This window comes from Mesorhizobium sp. M0276, assembly GCF_040321755.1.
Taxonomy (GTDB): Bacteria; Pseudomonadota; Alphaproteobacteria; order Rhizobiales; family Rhizobiaceae; genus Mesorhizobium.
Map to the genome: position 1 here is coordinate 36,745 of NZ_JAMYSC010000042.1, position 22,125 is coordinate 58,869.

Below are 22,125 nucleotides of genomic sequence, written 5' to 3' on the forward strand. Positions count from 1 at the left end.
TCGGCCGCCCGGCTCAGCTGTGGTCAAACGCGATAGTAGCGGTTGGCGCGCTTTTCCGCCTCTTCCATCGCTTCCTGCGGTGTGGCCTGGCCAGTCACGGCCTTGGCGAACATGTCGACCAGAACATAGTCGGCCATGGTGGCGGCCGAGGCGTAGCCGAGCGGCCCGGCATAGCCGTTGGGACGCAGCGTTTCCGAGGCTTTCGCGTAAGCCGCATTGTTCGGATCGGCCTTCCAGACGGGATTGTTGGCGAAGGCTTTGAGCGTCTGGCAACAGTAGCACGCCGAGGAGGTGATCCAGTCCGACATTTGCGGATCCTCGAACATGAACTGCAGATAAGCCTTCGCCGCGTTGGGGTAGGGCGTGTAGTTGAAAATGACGGCCGTGGTCACCTGGAACAGCTCGACGGATTTCCCGACCGGACCGATCGGCATGTTGGTTGTGCGCATGTCCTTGGCGATCTCGGTCAGCTTCGGATCCTTGTCTTTGTTGACCTTGGCGGTGTTGTAGACGGAAATCCCGTTGGCGATGACGCTCACTTCGCCGGCCAGGAAGGCGCGGTTGTTGTTGACGTCGAGCCAGCTCTCGGTCCCGGGAATGAAGGTCTTGTAAAGCTCCTGCGCATATTGGATCGCCTTGACCGTCTCGGGGCTGTTGATCGTGACCTTGCCTTTCTCGTCAACCATCTGGCCGCCATGGCTCCACAGCAGCCAGTGCGCGTAGTTGTTGCCGTCGCCGACGCCATGGCCGTGGGTGAAGCCGGCCGGATGGCCTTTGGCCTTGAGTGCCTTGCACAGCTCGAGGAAGCCGGCCGTGTCCTTCGGAAACTCCGCGAAACCGGCCTCCTTCACCCAGCTTTCCCGGTAGACGATGGCGTTGCCGATGGTGGCCAGAGGCAGGCCGATGAACTTGCCCTCGTGCGCTGCATACTGTTTCGGCCCATCGTACCAGCCGCCATATTTCTTGCCGAGATAATCGCCCAGTTCCGTCACGTCGAGCAGCTTGTCGGGGTACTGGTGCGGATCGTCGAACCAGACAAACATCACGTCCGGACCGGAGCCGACATTGGCGGCGACCGCAGCCTTGGGGCGAATGTCTTCCCAGCTCTCCTTGTCGACGCGGACCTCCACCCCCGTCACTTCGGCAAACCGTTTGGTGTTTTTCAGCCACTGGTCCTCGTCGCCCTGCACGAAAGGCGACCAGCGCAGCAGCCTGAGCTTCGCGCCGTCCTCTGGTTTGTACTTCAAGCCCTCCTGGGCGAAGGCCGGGGAGCCGACGAACCGACTCCCCAAGGCGCCAGCGGCGGCGCCGGCGGTCGTGCGGATCACGTCGCGTCTGGTGAATTTCATGCTCGTTTCCTCCTGTCTTTCCTCGTTGCGTGTCGCTTACCGCTGCGGGGGCTGATCGATGCGCTTGCCGGTTTCGCCGTGAAAGAGATGAACGAGACCAGGCTCGACCGACAACCGGATGGTTTCTCCCGGCGCGAAGGAATGGCGTTCCCGGAAATTGGCCACAACGTCCTCGCCTCCCGCCGTCCGGCCGATGATCTGTACTTCCGAGCCGGTCGGCTCGATGACCACCACGGTGATCGGAATGCCATTGTCGTCCAGCCGCAAATGCTCGGGCCGTATCCCCAGCACGACGGGCTCGCCATTGCCGATGGAGGACAGCCCGGATAAAGGCACCGAAATCCCTCCCTCGCCCTGGAAGCGCGGCGTGCCTTCGGTCAGGATAGTTCCCTTGAGCATGTTCATGGCGGGAGAACCGATGAAGCTTGCGACGAACAGGTTGTTCGGCCGGTCGTAGAGTTCCAGGGGCGGCCCGATCTGCTCGACGATACCGTCATGCATGACCACGATCTTGTCGGCCATGGTCATGGCCTCGATCTGGTCGTGCGTGACATACACGGTCGTGGTCTTCAGCCGTTGGTGCAACTCCTTGATCTCGGCGCGCATCTGCACCCTGAGCTTGGCATCAAGATTGCTGAGCGGCTCATCAAACAGGAACACCTGCGGATCGCGCACGATCGCGCGGCCCATGGCGACGCGTTGACGTTGGCCGCCTGAAAGCTGCCGCGGATAGCGCGACAGCAGAGCAACCAGCCCGAGGATCTCGGCTGCCCGCTTGACGCCTGCATCGCTATGCGTCTTCGGAACACCCTTGAGCATAAGCGAGAACGCCATGTTCTCCGCAACCGTCATATGCGGATAGAGCGCGTAATTCTGGAAGACCATGGCCACGTCGCGTTCCTTCGGAGCAACGTCATTGACGATCCGGCTGCCGATCGAGATATGGCCGCGCGAAATCTTTTCCAGGCCGGCAATCATCCGCAGAAGTGTCGATTTCCCGCAGCCGGACGGTCCGACCAGCGTGACGAACTCGCCGTCTTCTATATCGACGCTGACACCATGCAGGACCTCGGTGGCCCCGAACGATTTGTAGACATCGCCAATCGCGACAGACGCCATCGAACTCCTCCCGATGGTCCCCTGCGAATGTCACGGGGAGCCGTTTCTACCAGGCGTGGTTTGAAACGGATGCCGGCAGTGCGGCAATCCACCACTGGCGTCGGCGACGTCTGCCCCAGATCCCCCTGGGTCACGCGACCTTGAAACCGTAGCGCTACCAATTCCACCTGTAAAGCGGCCATGCACAACCGCAGAACGACGGGTCTATGCCGTAAACCCGCGGCCGAAGGGCGCGGGACACCTATGCCAACGGCGTCTGGTTCCATTTGGCTGGCGCTCGCTCGGGCTGTCCTCACGCTTATTGTATTGCAGTTGGATATTTCCTGCTGACATTCAGGCGTTTCTATAAGCGCTCCACGAAAAGCACGGGCGTAAAACGGGAGCCTGTCAATCCTGCTCAGCCGCTTCGATTGAGGGGGCGCCACCATTTGCCAGCGCCTTCGCTGAGGGGTATTCTTTCACGCAAGAGCCGGCGGTAGGTGTCGTTTCAAAAAGGGCTCCATCGGGTTCAGATCGTCGACGAGGAACACAAACCATCGCGATCAGATGCGTTGAGAGTCGTGGTGTCGCTGGAGATGTCGAAGTTCGGATTGTACCGCCCGCAACTCGAGGCGTCCGTTCTCGATTTCCAGCGTCTTCATCTGCTCGGCGCGATCATTAAGGAGACCCTGCTGGTATCAACGGCGCGTTGCGCGGTCGGACGTTTCCCAGTCGTCGTTGCCTCGTTCCGGCATCCGAGTTGAGGCTCCAAAGCGGGGGCAAGGCCTATAGCTTCTCGCTCGCCGACGGTGACTGGTTCTATTTCGCTGGAGTCTGGCGAAACGCAAAACTGGCTATGGATGTTTTTCTTCAGGTCCTGCGTGGTGAAGCCCAGACGCCGGTAGCGAAACGAGCCTTCGTTGCAGCGGCGATAGAAGCGAAAATCCTACGCAGCGACTGAGGTACGCAGCCTCCCGTTTCGCTCTGGAAGCTGGACTGGCGCTGATCCAGTTTGCCGATTCCTCGCCTACGCCGTTCGTCAACGGCATCAAGACGGCGCGGCAACGGATCGTCGCTCGGCATGATGAAGATCGCCAGAGCTTCCTGCGCAAGCGCTGCTTCTCCAAATCCGACACAGCAAGAATCATCGATACTATGCTGCTTGAGGAAGGCCGGCCGCCGAAATCAATTTTCGACTTCGTACAGGGCATCACGCGGGTCGCGCGCGACAAGTCGTATCAGGTTGATCGTTTGGAGATGGAGGGCAAGGCCAAGAAGCTTCTCGATTTCGCTGCGTGATCCTTCCGACGCCTGGCGTGGAGGACCTCCGCGCGCCGGCCGCACATCTGTCATGTCCATTAATCCCAGCTCCGTCCTCAAAAGCACGAAGACGGCGCCTTTTCTGTCCGGACGGTCATGTGCCGGGAGATGGACCACGCCAACACCCTGGGGCCCTCGGCGTCGTCGTCGCGAAGAGATCAGCAAGCCAAAACCATGGCGGGCATCATCATTTCGACCCATCAAAATCTGCGGCAGGCGGCAGGCGGCCGGCGGCGGCGTGAGGCCTGGAGACAGAGGAGGGAGGGAGTTTCTAGACGGGTTTGGAGGTTCAGGGAGAGGCCCCGGGCCGCCCGTCACGGAGAACCAGACCATGGCAAAGAACGCCATTCAGAAGATCGCGATGAACGCCGCCGAGAATATTCCCTATGACAAGCTAATGCTGTCGCAGAAGAATGTTCGGCGCATCAAGGACGGCGTGTCGATCGAGCAACTGGCCGAAGACATTGGACGGCGGAAGCTGATCCAGAGCCTGAACGTTCGGCCCGTGCTCGACGGCGAGGGCGAGGAGACCGGCACGTTCGAAGTGCCCGCCGGCGGCCGGCGCTATCTCGCACTCGGTATGCTCATCCAGCAGAAGCGCCTGGCCAAGAATGAGCTGATCCCGTGCATCGTCAACCGCAGGCACGAGACGTCGGCCGAAGAAGACTCGCTTGCAGAGAACCTGCGTCGTGCAGACCTTCATCCGCTCGACCAGTTTCGCGCGTTCAAGACACTCAGCGATCAGGGCCTCGATCCGGAAGAGATCGCCGCGCGCTTCTTCGTGTCGCCAGCCACGGTGACGCAGCGCTTGCGGCTGGCATCGGTCTCACCCAAGCTGCTCGACCTCTACGAGAAGGACGAAATCCGGCTCGAACAGATCATGGCCTTCTCGATCTCGGACGATCACGCGCGCCAGGAGCAGGTCTGGGAGCGAATTGCCAGCTCGCACATGCAGGAGCCGTACTACATCAGACGCCTGCTGACGGAGACGACGGTCCGGGCCGATGATCGCCGGGCCGTCTATGTCGGTGCCGGGGCCTATGAGGCGGCCGGCGGCGTCATCCTGCGCGATCTCTTCGAGCAGGATTCCGGCGGCTGGTTCCAGGATGCGGCGCTCCTCGAGCAGCTCGTCTTCGACAAGCTGAAGATGGATGCCGAGGCGATCCGCGCCAAAGGGTGGAAATGGGTCGAGGCGGCGATCAGCTTTCCCTACGGCCATACCTCCGGCATGCGGCGCATCTATGCCGAGGCGGAGGAACTCAGCGCCGGGGAGATCGAACGCTACGATGCGCTGAAGGCCGAATACGACAAGCTGGATGCGGACTATGCCAAGGCCGACGATGCCGACGAAGCGATCGAGGCGAAGCTCGACCAGCTGGGTGCCGAGCTCGATGCGATCGATGATCGTCCCCAAAGCTACGATCCCGCCCACAAGGCCATTGCCGGTGTGTTCGTGACCCTCGCTGCGAATGGTCAGCTTCAAGTCAATGCCGGTTTCGTGCGATCGGAGGACGAGCCGCGGACCGAAACCGGCGACGTCGATGAGGGCGAGGAAGGACGCGCCGACCGCGGAACCCGATCCAGTGGCGACGACTGTGGCGATGGTGTTGTCGTCAACGGCAATCCAGTGAACGACAGCGCTAGTGACGACAGCGAGGACGATGGCATCAAGCCGCTGCCTGATCGACTCGTCTTCGACCTGACCGCGCAGCGGACGCTGGCACTGCGCAACGCACTCGCCGGTGACGTCGACATGGCCTTCGTCGCCGCACTCCACGCCTTCGTCCTGCAGGTCTTCTATCGCTTCGCGCCGGACACCTGCCTTGAGATCAGCCTGAAGAGCGGCAGCTTCAGTCAGGTCGAGGGTCTTGCTGAGACGCCCTGGGCCAAGGAGATCGCCGAGCGGCACGAAGCGTGGGATCGCGATTTGCCCGATGAGGCAGAAGGCCTGTGGGACTTCCTTCTCGGCCTCGACGAAGCAAGCCGCAAGGCGCTGTTGGCGCACTGCGTCTCGCTAACCCTCAATGCGGTGGTCGAACCCTGGAACAGGCGAGCGAAGGCGCTCCAGCATGCAGACATGCTTGGCCGCTCGCTCCAGTTCGACATGGTCAACGCCGGCTGGACGCCTTCGGTCGAGTTCCTCGGGAGGCTCACCAAAGCGCGGATTCTACAGGCTGTCAGTGAAGCTCGTGGCATAGAATCTGCGCAGCTGATCGACCACATGAAGAAGGACAGCATGGCGCGTGAGGCCGCCCGTTTTCTCGAAGGGTCCAACTGGCTTCCAGAGCCGCTGCGCGTTGAGGTCGATGAAATGGCTACCGATTCTGGCGATGCGGTCGCCGACGACATGTCGCACGAGTCAGCTCTCGACGGCGATGCCACCGAGCTGCCGGCCTTCCTCGCCGACGATGCGGATCCGTCCCGCGATGAGCCGGTGACCATCGACGGCGACAAGGCCGACCACCTCCAGACCGCCGAATAATCGGCCTCACGCTCGCACCGGGCCCGGCATTCCGCCGGGCCTTTCCGGCTGTAACTCACTCTCAAGCCCGGGACCGCCATAGCGCGCCCGGGCCCTCCTTTCACGGAGATCGACATGTTCGACTGGAACAGAAGTTGGTCAAATGAACCATCGACCGGGGTGACGCCCCGGCGGACGCCGATGAGAAAGCCAACTCTCCAGAGTTTCGCTCGCCGATGCAACGCTGGATTCGGACAGGTCGAATGGCATAGCGAGTTCAATGTTTACAACGATCAGCCGCCGACTGTGCTTACGCCGCGGATCTTCGCAAACCCGCAGCATGCTCACCGAAAAGGACGATCGCTGGTCACCCCTCACCATAGCGTCATGGTCCAAGACAGCAGCGTCCTTGTCCAATGCATTGTCTGAATCGATTGCCGGCAATCGATTCACGACGTTGATGGAAATTTGAGATGCCGTTCACAGCCATGGAAGGGCTGGGATCTCCTCCTCACCGATCCGCCAGGTCCACTCACCCATCTCCGGTCGGTTCGCGATCATATCCTGCAACGAAGCCTCCAACGCTTCGTCCGCACCGGCCGGGACGACAAAGAGCGCTATCGGCTCGTCGCCGTTCTGGAGCAGAGCGTTGGCGATCGGCTGGTCCGTCTGCAGGTCATATCGCAATCCCTTCACGGTCTTCCCGCGAAGGCGGGCGAGCGCGTCAACGAGCCTCTTTTCCGGCACCGTCTCACGCGGCTGACGGGCCAACCAAGCAATCCGCGCAGGCAGCGGTCGGCCCTCGGGATCCGGCTGCCTTGACGGAACGCGATAGGCATTTCGCATATTCGCTCCGATCAGCAGTATGCTCGGCGCAAGAGGATGGGAGAAAAGTCATGTCCCGAGAGCGTGACGTGCGTATGTGGCGCGAGGCCGGCAAGCTTGCGGAATCTGGCGACTACGAAGGGTGGCAGGTCATCGAATGGGAGCTTCGCAAAAGAGGATTCCCACGCGCCAAGCTATTGCTTGATAACGATCGGATCCGCGACAAATTGGATCAGCTCTGCAAGAGCGCACAGGCGAAACGCGCCTATCCCAACCGGACCTAATGGCCAGAAGCGCCCCCGCCACTGTGATTGGCAATGCGTCCGCGGCATGCGCATTGCGACGAGTCTAACGATCTGCGAAACCAAGAGGCGGCTCTGGTTTCGGCATCGCTTTGCTCAGATCGAAATTGCGAGGCAGCTGAACCTGGGTGTTCGCAATCGCCGTCGTGGTCGTCCTGTCAACCGGTACGATTATCACCATCCGGACCTGTTGTTCAGGCCACAGTGGTTTTCCGAAAAGGAAGAGCACAACGGTAACAACGCAGATCAGGAGAAGCGTTGCAAACGTGTTCGCGATGATCTCACCAGGCAGCATCCGACCTCCAATGAGAGCACCCGCCACTCGGGGACATACAATGACGGGCGCTCAACAACCGACGATGAAGGGACTCATGTTCGCCGGCAGGCATTCAATGAGTGACCGACCCTGATGTTTCGCGCTTGGGACTTTTGCCGTTCAGCACAGGACTTAAGTCGCAATCTCACCGACGGCATGGCCACCTCCAAACGCGATAGAGCTCTCGGATTTGCTTATTTGCTTCATCGGCAGACAGATTTCCGTTGCATTAGCAGTTGATGAAATTTGTCGGAACCTTCGGCCCGTTACGCTGTTCTGGGCGAGGTCAGTGGCGGGAAGGCTCGTTGTGCAAATCCTTACAGCAGAGCAGTCGCGAGCAGCACGAGCCCTCTTGAACTGGTCTCGTGCGCGACTAGCCGGCAGGTCCGACGTTAGCGAAGACACGATCCGCGAATTTGAGAATGGCAACAGGGTTCCGCGTGCCGGCAACCTCGCTCGCATTCGACGAGCTTTGGAAGCAGCAGGTGTGATCTTCACCGCTGAAGGGCTATCGCTGGCCAATCTCTCGGAAGATGCTGTCCGAAGTAATCGGTTCAAGGACGTTGGGCCCCATTCGGCAGAAGCCGGTCGAGCGCAACAACCACAAGGGCGGAATGAAGGGACGAGCCCTACCGATTTGCTTGATCCTTTGCCACGACGTTGAAAAGTACAAGGCTTATCATCGCGCGGCCGATATTTCGACGTTCAGTCAATGCCGGGTCTTGCCGTCAACATCTTTGATGGCCTGGGTCCGGTGGCCGTCGAACTTCGTGGCCCCAGCCATCGCCCTTGGCTGCTCGACCAGCTCCGGCTCAATCGGACGAATGAAGGACAACCGGACGCCGCCAGCGGAGTTAGGCACGTACAAGCACTCCAGCCAACAATTTGCTGATATCGCACAGCCATAAGAGTTCCGTTAGCACTTGCTGAAAAAGCAATGCGGAACATTCCTGCCGCGTCACTGTTTTCCTCACCAGGAGGAACAGCGATGGGCGACCACAAATACAAACGAGATTTCCGGGACCGCGATCGCGTGTCCGCCGACGAGGATTATGAGGTCCGCTACTTCGCCAAGCAGCACCGAATCACGCCCGAGCAGGTTCGGGAACTGATCGGCGAGCATGGCAACGACCGCAAAACCTTGGCGCATGAGGCCAGAAAGCTGCGGGGGTGACGAAGCTTTCCGATTTGGGGCCGACGATCATCGGCAGTCGGCATGGGAAAGAGCCAGCCGACGAGCGCGACCATTTCCACACGTGCCCGGTGTGTGGCCAGGCGGTCGACCGGCGCGACCTCCGACAAGTGCTGTGGCACGAGCAGCCGTGGCATAAGCCGCTTGATTCAGACGCCTAGCGGTCAGCGCTCGTCGCCTGAAATTCGACGATACCGGAAGTGATTTCGAATGTGGTCGTTGAAAAAGCGGCCCTTGGCGAAGGCTGCCCGGAACGCCGCAAAAGTCTCCGGCGGCACACCTTCAAACTCGTAGCGCTTGCCACTGGCGACAAACCACACGGACAAGACACGGCTCTCCGGATCATAGTCTGTTTTGCTTATCGAGGTGGAGGGCATAGACCCTTGCTCTTTTTACGAAACCACGCGCCTGTGCATCAACTTCGCGATTGCATTAACGTTCCTCGGCGCGTTGTTTGGACTACAGCGTTTGGGCGCATTCTCCCCCGGGAGAAGGGCTTGCACAGATCACGGCACGACACCCGTTCGACAAGTGGCGCAACCGCACAAGTACCAAGCGCTTCGTGCACCCAACGATGGGTGAGCGTGCCGGGACCATCGCCGCAGCCGGCGCGCTGGCCCTTCAAGCGGCCATGCAGAACGGCGACAGCCTGCCCGAGTTCAACGTGTCGAACTTGATCGGGCGAAGCCGGAACCGATCATTGGCATCGCCTCCGTCGTCGACGGCGGCACGATCGACGTCCACGGGCAGCGCATCCGCTTCAACGGCATCGATGCGCCGGAGAGCAGGTAATACTGCCATGGCGCCAAGGAATTGAGAATATCCGTGCGGCCGGCGATCGGTAGGAGCGGTCGACGCGTTCCGCCTCGATACCCATGCAGTGCACGTTCGTAACCCGGCCTCACTATTGCCGTTTAGTCGGAGAGTCCCGGCGTGCAGACGGGGCCAGCGGGCGGCATGGATGGTCCAGCATGGCCGGTCACTCGATTGGCACGCTATAGCCACGGCGCCTACGCGGAACAGCAGGCGAAGCCCAAGCGGCAAAGCTCGGCATTCGGATTGGGACATTCCGTCCGACGCTCAAACCGGTAGCGGCGGCATGTCGCCTTCGCCGACCCGCCACACCCAGGAGCCGATCTCCGGTCGCGCGGCCATCATTTCCTCGAGCGACGCTTCGAAGGTCTCGTGCGCTCCGGCCGGAACGACAAAGAGCGCTATCGGCTCGTCCCTGTTCTGGAGCAGTGCGTTGGCGATCGGCTGGTCGGTTTGCAGGTCGTAGCGCAATCCCTTCACGCTTTTCTCGCGAAGGCGGGCGAGCGCGTCGACGAGCCTTTTCTCCGGGATCGTCTCGTAAGGAATCCAGTTCTCGGACACCACCATCAACGCGACCTCCTCGACAATGGCGAGGCCGGCCGCGTTCAGTCCAAACGTCGCGATCGCCATCAAATGTGAACTGGAATCCGCTCCCCACAGTGACAATTCTTTCTCGAAACGTATCTGCAAACGCCGATCCAATGCATTGTCGATGTAAAAGGGAAAGCCGGGCAAATGTCTGATGACAAGTTTCTGACCGGAGCGGGCAGAAACAATCTCTTTCACCTCGCCGACCAGAACCAGTAACTTTCGTGGGCCGGATTTCGGCGGGAGCGCCATGCCGAGAGCCGCATTGCGACGATGTTCGATCGCTTGCCTGTTCTCGGCGCGAAACGGCTCGGGCACGAACAGGATATCCGCGAGGCGTCCGCCCCTCACCGTCATTTGCCCGGCAGCCTCGAGCAGATGCCAGCGGACATTCCACCAATGTCGCTTGCCGGCCCATCTCGATGTCCAGACCGTCAATTCGGCCTCGTGCCAGAGATAATGAAGGAGGCCACGCAGCGACATCCTCCTGGGATCGGCGGTTGCGCTGGCGGAACTTTGCCCCGCAGGCACGGATGCTGCGCGGCTCCCTGTCTTCGACAGGCTGAAGTCCAGTTTGAGGGCCGCCATGCCGCTTTGCGGATCGAGCTGTATCGCGCTGCCCATCAAGGCGCCCAGACCGGACAGCTCGTAAGGCGACTCGTATGAATCGCAGGATGGATCATGCCCGCCGCCGCTGAGCGGCATGCGCTTGATCAGGTGAAGGCCGCCGATGCGGGCGATGTACATCGGGCAGCCCGGCTCGCGGCACAGGCATAGCGGACGCTCGGTGCGGGCATAGGCGTTCGCCAGCGCCGCCTGCAGGTCAGGCGCTCCCTCCTCGTAGACCTCACTGCCAATTCTGAACCGTCGCATCACCTCCGCAGCTCCAGGTCGTCGCCGCATCCCTGTGCGCGCATTCAAGTCATGGCTTTGCGCAGAGTGCAACCCGTTTGGTGCATCAGCGCGAGAGGCAGAGAGGAGCCGGGAGGAGTGCGGCCCGGCTGGCGCGCAGAGAGTGCCGGCGCGGGCGCCACTCCCCTCTCGCGAAGGACATTTCCATGAACATTGCTTCGACCACCTCAACCGTCGCACGTACCGGCGCTTCCGTCTGCGCGCCGATGCACGCCCCCATCAACAACGCTCAGGCGATCTATCAGGCGGCAATGCGGCTTTTGCCCTTCCTCGAACACGGCAAGCCTGTCACCACCGCCGCACTGCGCACCGCCATGACGACAAGTTTTGGCGGCAGCGATGCGCAAGGGTTCTGGGTCTGGAAAGACGCCTATGAGGCGCTCGAAACCGCCCAGGTGCTGTTTCTGCGCCGGTTCGGCCCTGCGATCCTGTCCCGGTCGACCACGCCGCGGGCAACGCTGGCGATGATGAAGCGCATCGCCGAACTTCTTCCCACCCATACGCGACGCTCCGAAGAGAGCCAGGCCATGCAGCAGCTCTCTACGCCCTTGCCGCTGGCCTTCATCACGGCGCGCGCAGCGTCGATCGCATCTTGCGACCTCGTTCTCGAACCCTCGGCCGGCACCGGTCTGCTCGCCGTCCATGCCGAGATGGCGCGCGCCTCGATCACACTCAACGAGCTTGCCGAGACGCGGGCCGATCTCCTCGGCCTGCTGTTTCCCCGGTTCCCCGTCTCGCGCTACGACGCCGCCCATATCGACGATCATCTCGCGCTTTGAGGGAAGGCGATCATGACCGGCTCGGCCTCCGAGCTGGCGCGCCGCCTTGGCGAACACGCCGAGGCAGTGTGCCGCGAATATCTCTCCAACGGCCATCGCTCCGGCAATCACTGGATCGTCGGCGATGTCCGCAACACGCGCGGCCGCTCAATGCATGTGCGGCTGAGGGCAAACGCCAAGGGCCCGGCGGGTAGGTGGGTCGACGAGGCGACATCTGAATTTGGCGATCTGCTCGATGTCATCCGTGAAAGTTGCGGCCTCGTCAACTTCCGTGACATCGCGGATGAAGCGCGTCGCTTTCTATCTATGCCGCCGCCACCGCCCCAAGCTCCTGACGCGCAACGCCAGCCTGCCGCCGCACCCGGCTCGCCTGACGCCGCGCGTCGCCTGTTCGCCATGTCGCAGCCGATCGCCGGCACGTTGGCCGAACGATACCTCGCCGGCCGCGGCATCCTGCTTTCCGCGCATGAGCCCGCGCTGCGCTTCCATCCCGGCTGCTACTACAGGGATCTCGTAACGGGCGAGACGCAGACTCTTCCTGCGCTCATTGCCGCTGTCACCAGCCTCGACGGGCAGATCACCGGCCTACAACGCACCTGGCTTGATCCTTCGGGTCAGGGCAAGGCGCAACTCGCGGATCCACGCCGCTCGCTGGGGGATCTCCTTGGCAACGGCATCTGGCTAGGCCACTTGCCCGGAGCGCCCGTCCCGGTCATGGCCGCGGGCGAGGGGCTCGAGACGATGGCCTCGCTACGGACTGTGATGCCGGTGCTGCCGGTGGCCGCGGCCACCTCGGCCAATCACCTTGCCGGCCTGAGGCTTCCCCCCGGCTGCCGCCGCCTCTACATCGCGGCCGACGCTGACGCCGCCGGCCGGCACGGCATCGAACGTCTCAGCCAGCGCGCAGGCGAGTCAGGAATCCTCGCCCTGGTGTTGCGGCCGCAGCTCGGCGACTTCAACGACGATCTGCGCCATCTCGGCCCAGCTCATCTCGCCGCATGGCTCAGCGATCAGCTCGTCCCGAATGATGCCCGTCTCTTCCTGCCACCAGGATGAACGGGCGGGGCCGGCAGGCGGGCACGGTCGGCGTCACCGGAAGCCTTGCAGGCATGGCGACGGTCCGCCGGAGAGGCTGCGCCCGCGGCCTGCCCGAGAGGCGACCCCTGCCACCCCCCGGTCACGGCCGCAACGGCTGCGCCGTCCTCCGCTCGCGCTTCGGCCTTCGGTGCGGCCCGGCCCGCGGCGCGGCCGGGATGCGCTGTCAGGCCGCGATAGGCGCGGCCACAACCGACGGAGACACGCCATGACCTACGAGCTTCCTTTCGACTCCTACGAGCCCTTCCACGCGTCCTCGCCGACCGACCGCGTCATCCTCGAACTGCAGATGTACGGCTATCGCCCGCATCAGGACGATCCCGACCCTCGGCCCCTTCCCGACGACGAGGTGATCCGGGCCGGCCTCGCCGGGATCGTCGAGACCTTTGCGGGCATGCTCGGCGATACCAGGCTCGAACCCGATCTTGACGACCTGCTCTGGTCCTTCGCAAACGTCTTCCACCGCGCCGCCGAGCGCATTGCCCGCAACCTCGACCGCAATGAGGAGGCCCAGCGCTTGAGCCAGCAGGAGCAGGACGGCTCGGAGGTGAAGTCCGTCGAGCTGGAACGGCTGACCGCGGAAGGCATCACCTATATCGAGCGCCGCAACGTGCTGGAAATCATGCGCGATGAGGCCGCCGACCTCTACGAGGCACAAACAGGATCGGCATGGCGGCCGCGCACCGGCTCCAAGGTCTCCCACCAGGCGATGACCGCGTCGGTGATCGACTCGAGAGACTTCCTCGCCGCCCGCCGCCATGCCGAAACCGAGGTGCTGGTGCCTGCCGGCACCAAGATCGCGTTCGCCGGCGGCCTCGACTGCAACGATCACGACCGGATCTGGGAGGCGCTCGACAAGGCCCGCGAGAAGCATCCCGACATGGTCCTGCTCCACGGCGGCAGCCCGCGCGGCGCCGAACGTATCGCCGCCTGCTGGGCCGAGAACCGTAAGGTCACCCAGATCGCCTTCAAGCCGGACTGGAACCGGCACGCCAAGGCGGCTCCGTTCCGCCGCAACGACCAGCTTCTCTCGGTGGTGCCCTATGGCCTGATCGTCTTTCCCGGCTCCGGCATCACCGACAACCTCGCCGACAAGGCCCGTCGGCTCGGCATTCCCGTCTGGCGGTTCGCGGAGGGCGGCGCGTGAGCGCCCTTTTCTTCCAAATCCAGAAAATCTGGATAATTCTGGATAATATAGAGATCGAAAAGGAGTCCAGCCATGCGTCAGTTCACGACGGGGGATCTCAACAAGCAGGTTGGCGACGTCACCGACGTTGCCAGCCGCGAACCCGTTATTCTTACCAAGCACCGGAAACCCCGGTTCGTGCTGATGAGTTACGAGCACTACGAACGGATGCGCATCGGCGGCGATCCCCGCCGCGCATACCGTGTCTCCGAGATGCCGGAGGAACACACGGAAGTCTTCGCCGCCGAGATCGACCGGCTAGCGCGCGGCGAAGGATACGATGATGAGCGGTAGATTTCTGCCCGGTCAGGTGATACCCGTATCTTTGGGCATGGCAACACGAGCGCGGCGAAACGGAAGGCCGCAAAAGCCGGCCGACCTGCGTGGTCATTGCTGTCCGCAGCGCAAGAGACGGCCTGACCCATCTCGCGCTCCTGGCGATAACCACCTAGCCACCGCCCGCCGATCGAGTCGGCTTGGAAGTCTCTGCTATCGAGTGCCGCCGCGCCGGTCTGACCGATCTCAAGCGCTGTTGGATCGTGGTTGACGAATACAACTACGATATTGCCGAACTGGTACATCGAATCCGACGGTAAGCCCCTCGGTCGTTTCAGCAACGCATTCATGATGAAGATCGCAGGCGCCTTTATCGAAGCGCGCAGCGAGGGCCGCCGCGTCAGCCGTCTGGATTGACGTTCTCTTTCGCGGCAGGGAGCATACCTCGGATCGGATCAGTCCGCCGTTTCCGCATGCCTGTACGCCGGTCGCAGGAACAGGAATGTTCGTCGCGCAAATCCGGTGTCATGCTGCTTTGCGCCGACGTATTCAATTCCAGCACAGGAACACAGCATGACCGCCGCCGCAAATAGGAAGATATCCGTCTCGATGCGGTTTCGTCGCGATGATCTCACCATCATCGACCGCGGTGCTGAGCTGCTCGGCCTGTCGCGCGCGGAGTTCATGCGGCGCGCAGCACTCCACGAGGCGCGGGCCGCCATCCTCAACGAAACCGTCATCCGCGTGTTCCCGGAAGCCTATGACGCCTTCATGCAGGCGATCACAGCCCCGGCCGCTCCGTCCCCGCCGAAGGCGGCCGAGCGGCTGCGTCGGTCCCCGCCCTGGGACCGCTAGGTGGCGCTTTCAGGCATCGAACTCCTCGACGACGCGCACCGCGTCGACAGCTTCGATTGCGGCAAGCCGGCGCTCAACGCTGCTGGCCGACTTCGCGCGAACGAACCAGGCCCGCGGGTTTACCCGCGTCCTGGTCATTCACGACGAGGGAACAGTCGTCGGCTACTACGGCCTCGCGCCGGGCCAGAGTGAGAGGGCGGCCGGCGCGGGGCGGGGACGCTGCAGAGAAGGGAAGTCACCATGTCGATGATATTCATAGGCGGATCACGCGAGATATTCGAGCTGCCAGAACCTGCCATCACTCGCATCGGCGCAATCGTTGCTGCCGAGCACGGCGTGCTGATTGGCGACGCGCCCGGAGCCGATGCCGAGGCGCAGGGCTTGCTCGCTGGCTACGGCTACGAACATGTCGGGGTCTTCCATGCCGGCAAGGAACCCCCTGGGCGACTGGGCCGCCTACCATGTCCCGTCACCTGAAGGCACCTCATGGATCTTGGTACGACGCCGCCAAAGACCGGGAGATGGCGCGGCGCGCCGACTTTGGGATGATGGTCTGGGACGGCGCATCACCCGAGACGGCCGTCAACATGCTTCGGCTCGCCATCGCGAACAAGCGGTGCGTCATTTACGATCTGGCCAAGGGTAGCATGGCGACCACTTACAATGTGAGAGACTGGTGCGCCATGCTTCATCACGCCGGTCTGGACATTCGCCGCCAGGCCGAAGCCCGCATGACGGCGGACGAGCGTCTGGCGTTGCCGGGATGATGTACGCGTGGTCTCGCCGACAGCCGGCGGGTCCGATCCGATATGCTTGATCCGGCCCGCGCCCCCAACTTCACCAGTATGAACGGCCGGAGCCGGCCCCTTTTGAAACCGGCCCTCGCGCCGAGCCGCGGGCGTTGCGCAGGATGATCATCTTGACGCTTCTCGCCTCTGAAACGGGTGCAAGCGTGCCGAACAACATCCTGGCTTGCCGGGTCATCCAACCTGACTGCGCGGTATCGTCCCCGAGGGGGCGTGAAGGCCGCTGCCAGCCGGCTCCGATCTCGAAACCACTCTGCCGCGAGACCGAACATGCAAGGCGGCCACGCGCCGGGCTGCTGTTCGATGTGTTGGCGATGCCGACGACATGACCCGAGAGGCTGCAGCCTGGTCCTGCGATCCGGCAGCGTTGCGTCGGCGGTCTGGCGATGGCGGCCTGAGTTCTTTTCCTTCGGTCGCATCCGGGGCCATTCCCGTTTCATGTCGCCTTTGTAGACGACCGCCTGCTTTGTGCGGTCAACCCCCGTTGGGGGTACACTCGGCGAATATTCAGGAAAATTCGATTTCTGTTTTTGTCTGCGGGCAGGCGAAGGGCCTGCCCGCTATTTTTCGGCAAATAGAATTTTCCAGAATTTTCACCGAGATGACCGCAGCAGGACGGTCCTCTCCTTTGGCGCCATCGGGAATGGTCCCGATGCAACCGAAGGAGAACCACCATGGCCACCACGATCGCAAACCTCACCACCAAAGCCGACGGCTCGATGGAAGGCGTCTTTGCCACGCTGCGGGTCAACGCCCCGATCACCCTCATCCCGAACACCAACAAGTCGCGCGAGGACGCACCGGACTACCGGATCGTCAACAAGCGCACGGGCTTCGAGATCGGAGCCGGCTGGCACCGCATCTCCCAGCGTTCGGGCGAGGAATACCTCTCAGTCAAGCTGGAAGCTCCTGAGATCGGCGTCATCTTCGGCAACCTCGCACCCGCCCCGGGCGGCGAGGAAAACAAGAAGGTCATCCTCTGGAACAACCCCCAGTGAGGCATCGGTGGCCGGCCCCGCAAGGGGCCGGCTCCCCCCCGGCAAAAGGAAGTTGCTATGAGCCGCTACACCATCACTGTCACTGTCACCGTCACCGGAAAAGTCCGCTCGGATCCAGACGCTGTCATCGGTTACGACCCACCGCTTCGGACCTACTCCCTGCAAGCGTTCCTGCACGAAGAAACCGACGAGCCCGCGCTCTGGCTCGGCACCCACGATCGCGCGTTCGAAGCACTTGAGGATATTCGCCATGCAGCCATCTCACACGGCTACGACTTCATGGCGCTGTCGCCCAAACTGGCCGCAAAGCTGGTCGACGACAAAGCGGCAGCCAGCGGGCGTCCGGTGCGAGACACAATCCTCGGCGAGGTGCTGAAACACCTCAACCAACCCAAGTAGGCAACACGTCTCAGGGCCCGCGACGGAGTGTTTCCGTTGCGGGCCTTTTTTTTGCGCGTCGCAAAGAGCCACGAACATCACCCGTCACAGCATGCGACAGCGACTCCATACCGCCGATTATTCCTTTGGCAGTTTGTGCTTATGAACGCGGATATAATCCTGCACGGCCTTTCGCAGCAGTTCGGTCATGCTGTGCCCGTTGCTGATCGCCAGTAACTTGAACTGGCGCTGCTCCGCAGCCGTCAGGTAGTAACCACAGCGGATCATCTCCTCCTCGCGAATCTTCTTTCCGGCAATGGGGTCCCTTTTCTGACCCTGCCGCAGCAGCTTGCGGAAATCGGGCCCGACTGCCGGGGATGGCGTTGCCGGTTCCTGCATCTGTGGCGTAGCTTGCTCCTTGATCCCTGATGGCTCGGCCTTCTGTGGGATGAACATGCTGGGCAGCGCCGGCGGCTGCGTGGAGATCGCCTTCATCATGCGGGCTTTCTTGTCGTCACCGGGTTTCGGTGCGGCTTCTTCACTCATGCCGCGTTCCTTGTGGCTTCGATGAAGGTTTGCAGAAGGTCGTCGAAGACGCCTTCGCTCTCGGCAATCGCCTTCGCGTCAGGCACCTCGGGGCTGTAAAGGGTCTGCCCGGTCTGAAGGTCGCGGTAGGCAACGCGATTGTGCAGGACGTGTCCTGCAATGGGCGTGCCGTTGGCCTGGATGATGGCGCGCAGTTCGGTCAGGGCTCGCGCCCTGCCATCGATGATGGTCTGCTTGGTCAGCACGAATATCGCAGGCAGCGGTCTACCCCGGCTCTCGACCGCCAGCGGGATGTAGTGGTCGGTGATCTGGATGGCGGCGGTGACATCGTCGAGGGCAAAATAGACCGGCACGACGACAATATCGGCGGCGAAGAGCCCGGCCATGAGGTTATCGTTTGTGGTGCCCTCCGTATCGATCAAGACGACCGAGCGTTCACCGTTGTGAGTGGCGGCCGCGCGAAGGATTTCCTGCGGTGTCATCGCGCTCACCATCTGGAGCCTGTCAGGACGATTGCCAGCTTCGCCCAGCATCTGGAACCAGCGGTTCATGTTCTGCCGCCGGTCGCCGTCGATAAGAGCGACCGAGTACGCCCTATGCAGCGCGACGGATGCGAGGGTGCGCAGCATCGTCGATTTGCCAGTGCCGCCCTTTGGGATCGCAGCGCAGATGATCATGGGGGCCTCCTTCCGGCGTTGTCTCCTTGTTTCCATGTCAACCTGGAAACAAGTCATCATGGACACATGAAACGAAATCACGGTCGCAACATGGTGACATTGTCGACGGGGAAGACTGGTTTGGCAACCCAGGCGCGCATCGATAAGGGCTCGCTAAAGGGGCAGTTTTTGCGCAGCTGCTGTCTTCAGGAGAGAAGGGGTCCAGCGGCCCAATCCGACTGCGCATTTCCGACTAAGCTTTTCGGCTGCGCATCAGAGGGCCCTTGTTTCCATGTTAACATGGAAACAAGTCGTCAACGTATCATAGACACATCGCATCAAATCACGATGGAAACATTTCGCCCGCCTCGCGCCGCTGACAACTGGCTAGGAGAGAAAACGCGCGACTGAAATTGTCATTCCTCCGTTTTCCTATTGGCCGTTTTCCTATTGGCAGGATAGCCTGTTTTGTGATACACACAAAACAGGCGGCGCGGCCCCGGCGGGCCTTAGCGCCCGCAAGCGGGCTTGAGAGATGGATGCAGACGCCCAGAAAGCAGCGGTCAAGAGCGCGTCACGGCGCTATGGCGAGGTGACGCACATCCGGTTTTCGGCTGACGAGCTGGCCAGCCTTAAAGCCATTGCGGAGCGGGACGGCGTGACCGTCAGCGAGGTCGTGCGGCGTCTCGCGCGGGCAGAGACCGGGCATCTGCCTATCGCGTCAGAGGCGTTGCGGCCGGCGATCGTGGAGATGACCGATCAGCTGCGGCGCGTCGGCATCAATTTCAATCAGGCCGTGCGCGCCATGAACGACGGCCGAGTTGCCCATGATGAGGATCTTGAGCAGGCGCTGATCGCCGTTGGCGACCTCGTGCGGCAGTTCCGCGAGGAACTGAAGGCGATGACCGTCAGGCCCCGCAAGTCGAGGGAGGCCAAGCCATGAGCGGTGGTCTTGCTGGCTACGCGGCCGAAATCGAACGCTATCTGCGGGGCGAATCGGGAGCCAAGCGCGAGGACCTGGACAACGACGAGTCTCTGACGAGCGCCCGACGCGAGGCCGATGAATTCCAGGCGATGAAGAGTTATGAGCGGACCGGTGGCGGCGGACGCCTCGGGCAAGGACAAGCCGGCTCGCCGGCAGGTGGCGGCAGAAACGCCCCTCGTTCGTCGGCGGGAGGGACAGGGGTGGCGGGGAGCTCCATGTCCAGCAGGGCAGCGAAGTCCACTGCTGCTGCGAGTTCGCCCAAGGCCGCTAGCGCGCCGATCATGGTCTATGGCGCCACGCTCGCCGGTTTCCGGCCGGAAGAGGAGGAGGAAGACTGGAAGCGGCGCGGCGGCGGCGGCCGTAGCGGTGCAGCACGAGCGACGGGGGCGGGCTATCAGGCGCGGGCCGTGGCGGCACGGGCAGGCTATGCGGCGGGCGCGCAGCCTGCTGTGTTCAAGGTCATGCCCAATCCACCATCGACCAAGGAAGCCGCCGCTCGGCTGCTCAATTACATCGGAAAGCGCGACGACGAAAAAGGCGAGAAACACGACATCGAGATTTTTGACGAGGACGGGCAGGTCCTGGCGACAGGCGGCGCACGAAAGGCGTTCCTGGCGACATTTTGCGAAACGTTCGAACCGCCCCTGGAAAATACCAATTTTCTGGAGGTTCGTTTCGAGCTCGCCAGCGAGGTCACCGATGCCGCCTTGAGCGAGGCGCTGACCAAGGCCTTCGGTGCAAAACCGTTCATCTATGCACGGGATGGTCAGGCGGTGGAGGTTTACGCGCACAGCGATGAGCGGGCGGGATCACTTGCGAGAGTCCTGGCCGGCGGTCGGGAAAATTCGCGCAGCAAGGCGCTCGGCAAGATCGAGGCGCGCTTGTCTGAAGCGATGGGCGCGGCGGGGGTGGAAGCCAAGGCAGAGGTAACGGCGGCCGTGAGCCGTGAACCCAAAGCGAAATATTTCCTGCAGAAGTTCATTCGCACCCACAACCAGGTCCGCCACGCAAATGGTGAGCCTGTCCTTGGGGCGAAGAATGCCACGAAGGCGGCGGCTTCAGTCTACGAACAATGGCGCCCGCAGTTTTCGGGGCGTGAGCGCCGCAATGCCTATCACCTGCTTTTCTCGGCAAGAGCCGGCACCGATGCCAACGCTGTCATGGCCGCAGCGCGCGCCGTACTCGAGGAGCGCGCGCCAGGATACAAGTTCGTCGTGGCGCATCACAACGACACCAAGCACGTCCATGTCCATGCGATGGTGCAGGCACGGTCAGCCGACGGGGAGCGCCTGAAATTCTACAAGCCAGATCTCGCGGCCTGGCGCGAGACCTTTGCAGAAAAAGCACGCGAGAACGGCATTGCGATGGTGGCGACGCGGCGCATGGATCATGCGATGACGCGGCCATTCACGAAGGAGCATGCCGGAGCCTACAGCCGCGCCCAGAGCGATCCGCGCTACCAGGTCAGCGCCAGGACGATCGAGCGAGTGGAGGCCAAGCGGCAACGCCGTTTGGATGGACAATCCCTTGTCGTGAACGGCGATGCAATCGCTGCCGCATGGCAAAAGACTGTGACGACGATGCGGACCGCGGGCGTAGTCGGTCAGGCTCTCATGGCAGCGGAGTCGATCGGCAATAATTTTCTGGGGTTCCGTCGCGATCGGACAGGTGAGGGGCAACCAGGTCCTGCCGCGGGTCGCGGAGCTGATCAATCGGGGCAGAAGTCTTTTCTGTCCCATCCTGGTATGAGAGAATTGAATGCACTGATAGGAGATTTGGATATGGCGCAAACCCCCTTGGAAATGCGGCGTCAGATGGCCCGCGTCAATCAGGCTTTGGACAACATGCGCGAGACGCTGCCGCCGGCGCATCAAGGACAGTTCGAACAGTATCGTGAAGAGGTCAACGACAAGATGCACGACCGTCTGGCGCGGCTGCAATTCGAGCGACAGCAACAGCGTCGTGGTGGTGGCGGTGGCGAGCCGATCCCCGAGCGTGAGGCGCGAGGGCGAGACCTTCCAACGCGGGACGATCCCCGCGAGCCGAAGCAGCCGCGCACCGGCACCGAGCAGGAGAAGGTAAGAGCCAAGCAGAAGGACGCCAAAAAGCAGAAGGCTCAGCAGGCTGAAGAGCAGGATCGCAAGACCCAGCGCTCAAACGACAACGATTACGAGCGTTGAGCAAGGGCCAACCTAGTGTCCTCGCGCGGCGGTCTATCAAAACAACGCACTCATCATAGAATGATCAGTTCGATGGCAGCAAAACGCCTTCGTTTCTGCCGTTCAGGGTGACGATCCAGATGCTCCAAAGCATACGTCTGCTGTTCGCTGCGAGCTCCCCGTCTTCAGTGACCCGCCTCCATCAGATGCAGCGTATTCGTGTCTGCTAT

Annotated in this window: 25 protein-coding genes and 2 pseudogenes; 18 read left to right on the forward strand and 9 right to left on the reverse strand. The window is 62.2% G+C overall.

The window, feature by feature from the left end:
* Positions 1-23: 23 nt before the first annotated feature.
* Together NKJ01_RS26855 and NKJ01_RS26860 are read right to left on the reverse strand one after the other, a co-directional pair.
* Entirely contained in the window at positions 24-1,349 is a 1,326-nt protein-coding gene (locus tag NKJ01_RS26855) for an ABC transporter substrate-binding protein (RefSeq protein ID WP_352732603.1), read from the reverse strand.
* Between the two features lie 36 nt (positions 1,350-1,385).
* Positions 1,386-2,468, reverse strand: a complete 1,083-nt coding sequence (locus NKJ01_RS26860) for an ABC transporter ATP-binding protein (protein ID WP_352604539.1) — start codon at positions 2,466-2,468, stop codon at positions 1,386-1,388.
* Between the two features lie 479 nt (positions 2,469-2,947).
* Here NKJ01_RS26860 and NKJ01_RS26865 point away from each other — a divergent pair, with 479 nt between their 5' ends.
* From NKJ01_RS26865 to NKJ01_RS26875, 3 genes and pseudogenes are all read left to right on the forward strand, one after another.
* Entirely contained in the window at positions 2,948-3,211 is a 264-nt protein-coding gene (locus tag NKJ01_RS26865; protein ID WP_352732653.1) for a hypothetical protein, read from the forward strand.
* 196 nt (positions 3,212-3,407) lie between these two features.
* Positions 3,408-3,746, forward strand: a pseudogene (locus NKJ01_RS26870) (hypothetical protein); the annotation flags it as partial.
* Between the two features lie 352 nt (positions 3,747-4,098).
* A complete protein-coding gene (locus NKJ01_RS26875) occupies positions 4,099-6,249 on the forward strand; it encodes a ParB/RepB/Spo0J family partition protein (RefSeq protein WP_352732607.1) in 2,151 nt (716 codons plus the stop codon).
* A gap of 459 nt (positions 6,250-6,708) precedes the next feature.
* Here NKJ01_RS26875 and NKJ01_RS26880 read toward each other — a convergent pair whose 3' ends face one another.
* On the reverse strand, positions 6,709-6,999 hold the full coding sequence (locus tag NKJ01_RS26880) for a DUF1173 family protein (protein WP_352732610.1): 291 nt from the start codon (positions 6,997-6,999) through the stop codon (positions 6,709-6,711).
* Between the two features lie 125 nt (positions 7,000-7,124).
* Between NKJ01_RS26880 and NKJ01_RS26885 the strand changes: the two genes are divergently transcribed.
* From NKJ01_RS26885 to NKJ01_RS26900, 4 genes are all read left to right on the forward strand, one after another.
* A complete protein-coding gene (locus tag NKJ01_RS26885; protein ID WP_352486273.1) occupies positions 7,125-7,337 on the forward strand; it encodes a hypothetical protein in 213 nt (70 codons plus the stop codon).
* Between the two features lie 46 nt (positions 7,338-7,383).
* The gene (locus NKJ01_RS26890; RefSeq protein WP_156938610.1) at positions 7,384-7,755 is read left to right on the forward strand and encodes a hypothetical protein; all 372 of its coding nucleotides are present in this window, start codon (positions 7,384-7,386) and stop codon (positions 7,753-7,755) included.
* 223 nt (positions 7,756-7,978) lie between these two features.
* Positions 7,979-8,335 (forward strand): helix-turn-helix domain-containing protein, encoded by a 357-nt coding sequence (locus NKJ01_RS26895; protein WP_352732613.1) that lies wholly within the window; start codon positions 7,979-7,981, stop codon positions 8,333-8,335.
* Positions 8,336-8,659: 324 nt separating this feature from the next.
* Entirely contained in the window at positions 8,660-8,845 is a 186-nt protein-coding gene (locus NKJ01_RS26900; RefSeq protein ID WP_023761792.1) for a DUF3606 domain-containing protein, read from the forward strand.
* 182 nt (positions 8,846-9,027) lie between these two features.
* Here the strand turns inward: NKJ01_RS26900 and NKJ01_RS26905 are convergent, their stop codons facing one another.
* The 3 genes from NKJ01_RS26905 to NKJ01_RS26915 all read right to left on the reverse strand — a co-directional run bounded on the left by NKJ01_RS26905 (position 9,028) and on the right by NKJ01_RS26915 (position 11,137).
* Positions 9,028-9,240 (reverse strand): KTSC domain-containing protein, encoded by a 213-nt coding sequence (locus tag NKJ01_RS26905; RefSeq protein ID WP_352732616.1) that lies wholly within the window; start codon positions 9,238-9,240, stop codon positions 9,028-9,030.
* A 244-nt stretch (positions 9,241-9,484) separates the two neighbouring features.
* Entirely contained in the window at positions 9,485-9,607 is a 123-nt protein-coding gene (locus NKJ01_RS26910) for a hypothetical protein (RefSeq protein WP_280948961.1), read from the reverse strand.
* Positions 9,608-9,943: 336 nt separating this feature from the next.
* The gene (locus tag NKJ01_RS26915) at positions 9,944-11,137 is read right to left on the reverse strand and encodes a DUF1173 domain-containing protein (RefSeq protein WP_352732619.1); all 1,194 of its coding nucleotides are present in this window, start codon (positions 11,135-11,137) and stop codon (positions 9,944-9,946) included.
* Between the two features lie 185 nt (positions 11,138-11,322).
* Here NKJ01_RS26915 and NKJ01_RS26920 point away from each other — a divergent pair, with 185 nt between their 5' ends.
* From NKJ01_RS26920 to NKJ01_RS26945, 6 genes and pseudogenes are all read left to right on the forward strand, one after another.
* Complete coding sequence (locus NKJ01_RS26920) at positions 11,323-11,955, forward strand: hypothetical protein (RefSeq protein ID WP_352732621.1); 633 nt, start codon at positions 11,323-11,325, stop codon at positions 11,953-11,955.
* A gap of 12 nt (positions 11,956-11,967) precedes the next feature.
* On the forward strand, positions 11,968-13,011 hold the full coding sequence (locus NKJ01_RS26925) for a DUF7146 domain-containing protein (protein WP_352732624.1): 1,044 nt from the start codon (positions 11,968-11,970) through the stop codon (positions 13,009-13,011).
* A gap of 247 nt (positions 13,012-13,258) precedes the next feature.
* On the forward strand, positions 13,259-14,197 hold the full coding sequence (locus tag NKJ01_RS26930) for a DUF2493 domain-containing protein (RefSeq protein WP_352732627.1): 939 nt from the start codon (positions 13,259-13,261) through the stop codon (positions 14,195-14,197).
* 72 nt (positions 14,198-14,269) lie between these two features.
* Positions 14,270-14,530, forward strand: a complete 261-nt coding sequence (locus NKJ01_RS26935; RefSeq protein WP_023758670.1) for a type II toxin-antitoxin system prevent-host-death family antitoxin — start codon at positions 14,270-14,272, stop codon at positions 14,528-14,530.
* A pseudogene (locus tag NKJ01_RS26940) lies at positions 14,520-14,929 on the forward strand (hypothetical protein). Before NKJ01_RS26935 ends, NKJ01_RS26940 begins: the two are co-directional and overlap by 11 nt.
* Positions 14,930-15,085: 156 nt before the next feature.
* Positions 15,086-15,367: a type II toxin-antitoxin system TacA family antitoxin gene (locus NKJ01_RS26945; protein ID WP_352732630.1), complete on the forward strand. Its 282-nt coding sequence runs from the start codon at positions 15,086-15,088 to the stop codon at positions 15,365-15,367.
* Positions 15,368-15,631: 264 nt separating this feature from the next.
* Here the strand turns inward: NKJ01_RS26945 and NKJ01_RS26950 are convergent, their stop codons facing one another.
* The gene (locus tag NKJ01_RS26950; protein ID WP_352732633.1) at positions 15,632-15,775 is read right to left on the reverse strand and encodes a hypothetical protein; all 144 of its coding nucleotides are present in this window, start codon (positions 15,773-15,775) and stop codon (positions 15,632-15,634) included.
* Between the two features lie 113 nt (positions 15,776-15,888).
* On the opposite strand from NKJ01_RS26950, the gene NKJ01_RS26955 reads away from it, so the two are divergent.
* From NKJ01_RS26955 to NKJ01_RS26965, 3 genes are all read left to right on the forward strand, one after another.
* Positions 15,889-16,134: a hypothetical protein gene (locus tag NKJ01_RS26955; protein WP_352732636.1), complete on the forward strand. Its 246-nt coding sequence runs from the start codon at positions 15,889-15,891 to the stop codon at positions 16,132-16,134.
* Between the two features lie 713 nt (positions 16,135-16,847).
* Positions 16,848-17,171: a DUF736 domain-containing protein gene (locus NKJ01_RS26960; RefSeq protein ID WP_006205585.1), complete on the forward strand. Its 324-nt coding sequence runs from the start codon at positions 16,848-16,850 to the stop codon at positions 17,169-17,171.
* A gap of 57 nt (positions 17,172-17,228) precedes the next feature.
* A complete protein-coding gene (locus NKJ01_RS26965; RefSeq protein WP_352732638.1) occupies positions 17,229-17,570 on the forward strand; it encodes a hypothetical protein in 342 nt (113 codons plus the stop codon).
* Between the two features lie 117 nt (positions 17,571-17,687).
* Here NKJ01_RS26965 and NKJ01_RS26970 read toward each other — a convergent pair whose 3' ends face one another.
* Together NKJ01_RS26970 and NKJ01_RS26975 are read right to left on the reverse strand one after the other, a co-directional pair.
* On the reverse strand, positions 17,688-18,095 hold the full coding sequence (locus tag NKJ01_RS26970; RefSeq protein ID WP_352732640.1) for a hypothetical protein: 408 nt from the start codon (positions 18,093-18,095) through the stop codon (positions 17,688-17,690).
* Positions 18,092-18,772, reverse strand: a complete 681-nt coding sequence (locus NKJ01_RS26975) for a nucleotide-binding protein (protein ID WP_352732642.1) — start codon at positions 18,770-18,772, stop codon at positions 18,092-18,094. The genes NKJ01_RS26970 and NKJ01_RS26975 overlap by 4 nt, the downstream gene beginning before the upstream one ends.
* A gap of 514 nt (positions 18,773-19,286) precedes the next feature.
* Here NKJ01_RS26975 and NKJ01_RS26980 point away from each other — a divergent pair.
* Positions 19,287-19,694, forward strand: coding sequence for a plasmid mobilization protein (locus NKJ01_RS26980; protein ID WP_352732645.1), 408 nt, complete (start codon positions 19,287-19,289; stop codon positions 19,692-19,694).
* Positions 19,691-21,916 carry a relaxase/mobilization nuclease domain-containing protein gene (locus NKJ01_RS26985; RefSeq protein WP_352732648.1) on the forward strand — a complete coding sequence of 742 codons (2,226 nt, stop codon included), beginning with the start codon at positions 19,691-19,693 and terminating at the stop codon, positions 21,914-21,916. The genes NKJ01_RS26980 and NKJ01_RS26985 overlap by 4 nt, the downstream gene beginning before the upstream one ends.
* The last annotated feature ends 209 nt before the right edge of the window (positions 21,917-22,125 follow it).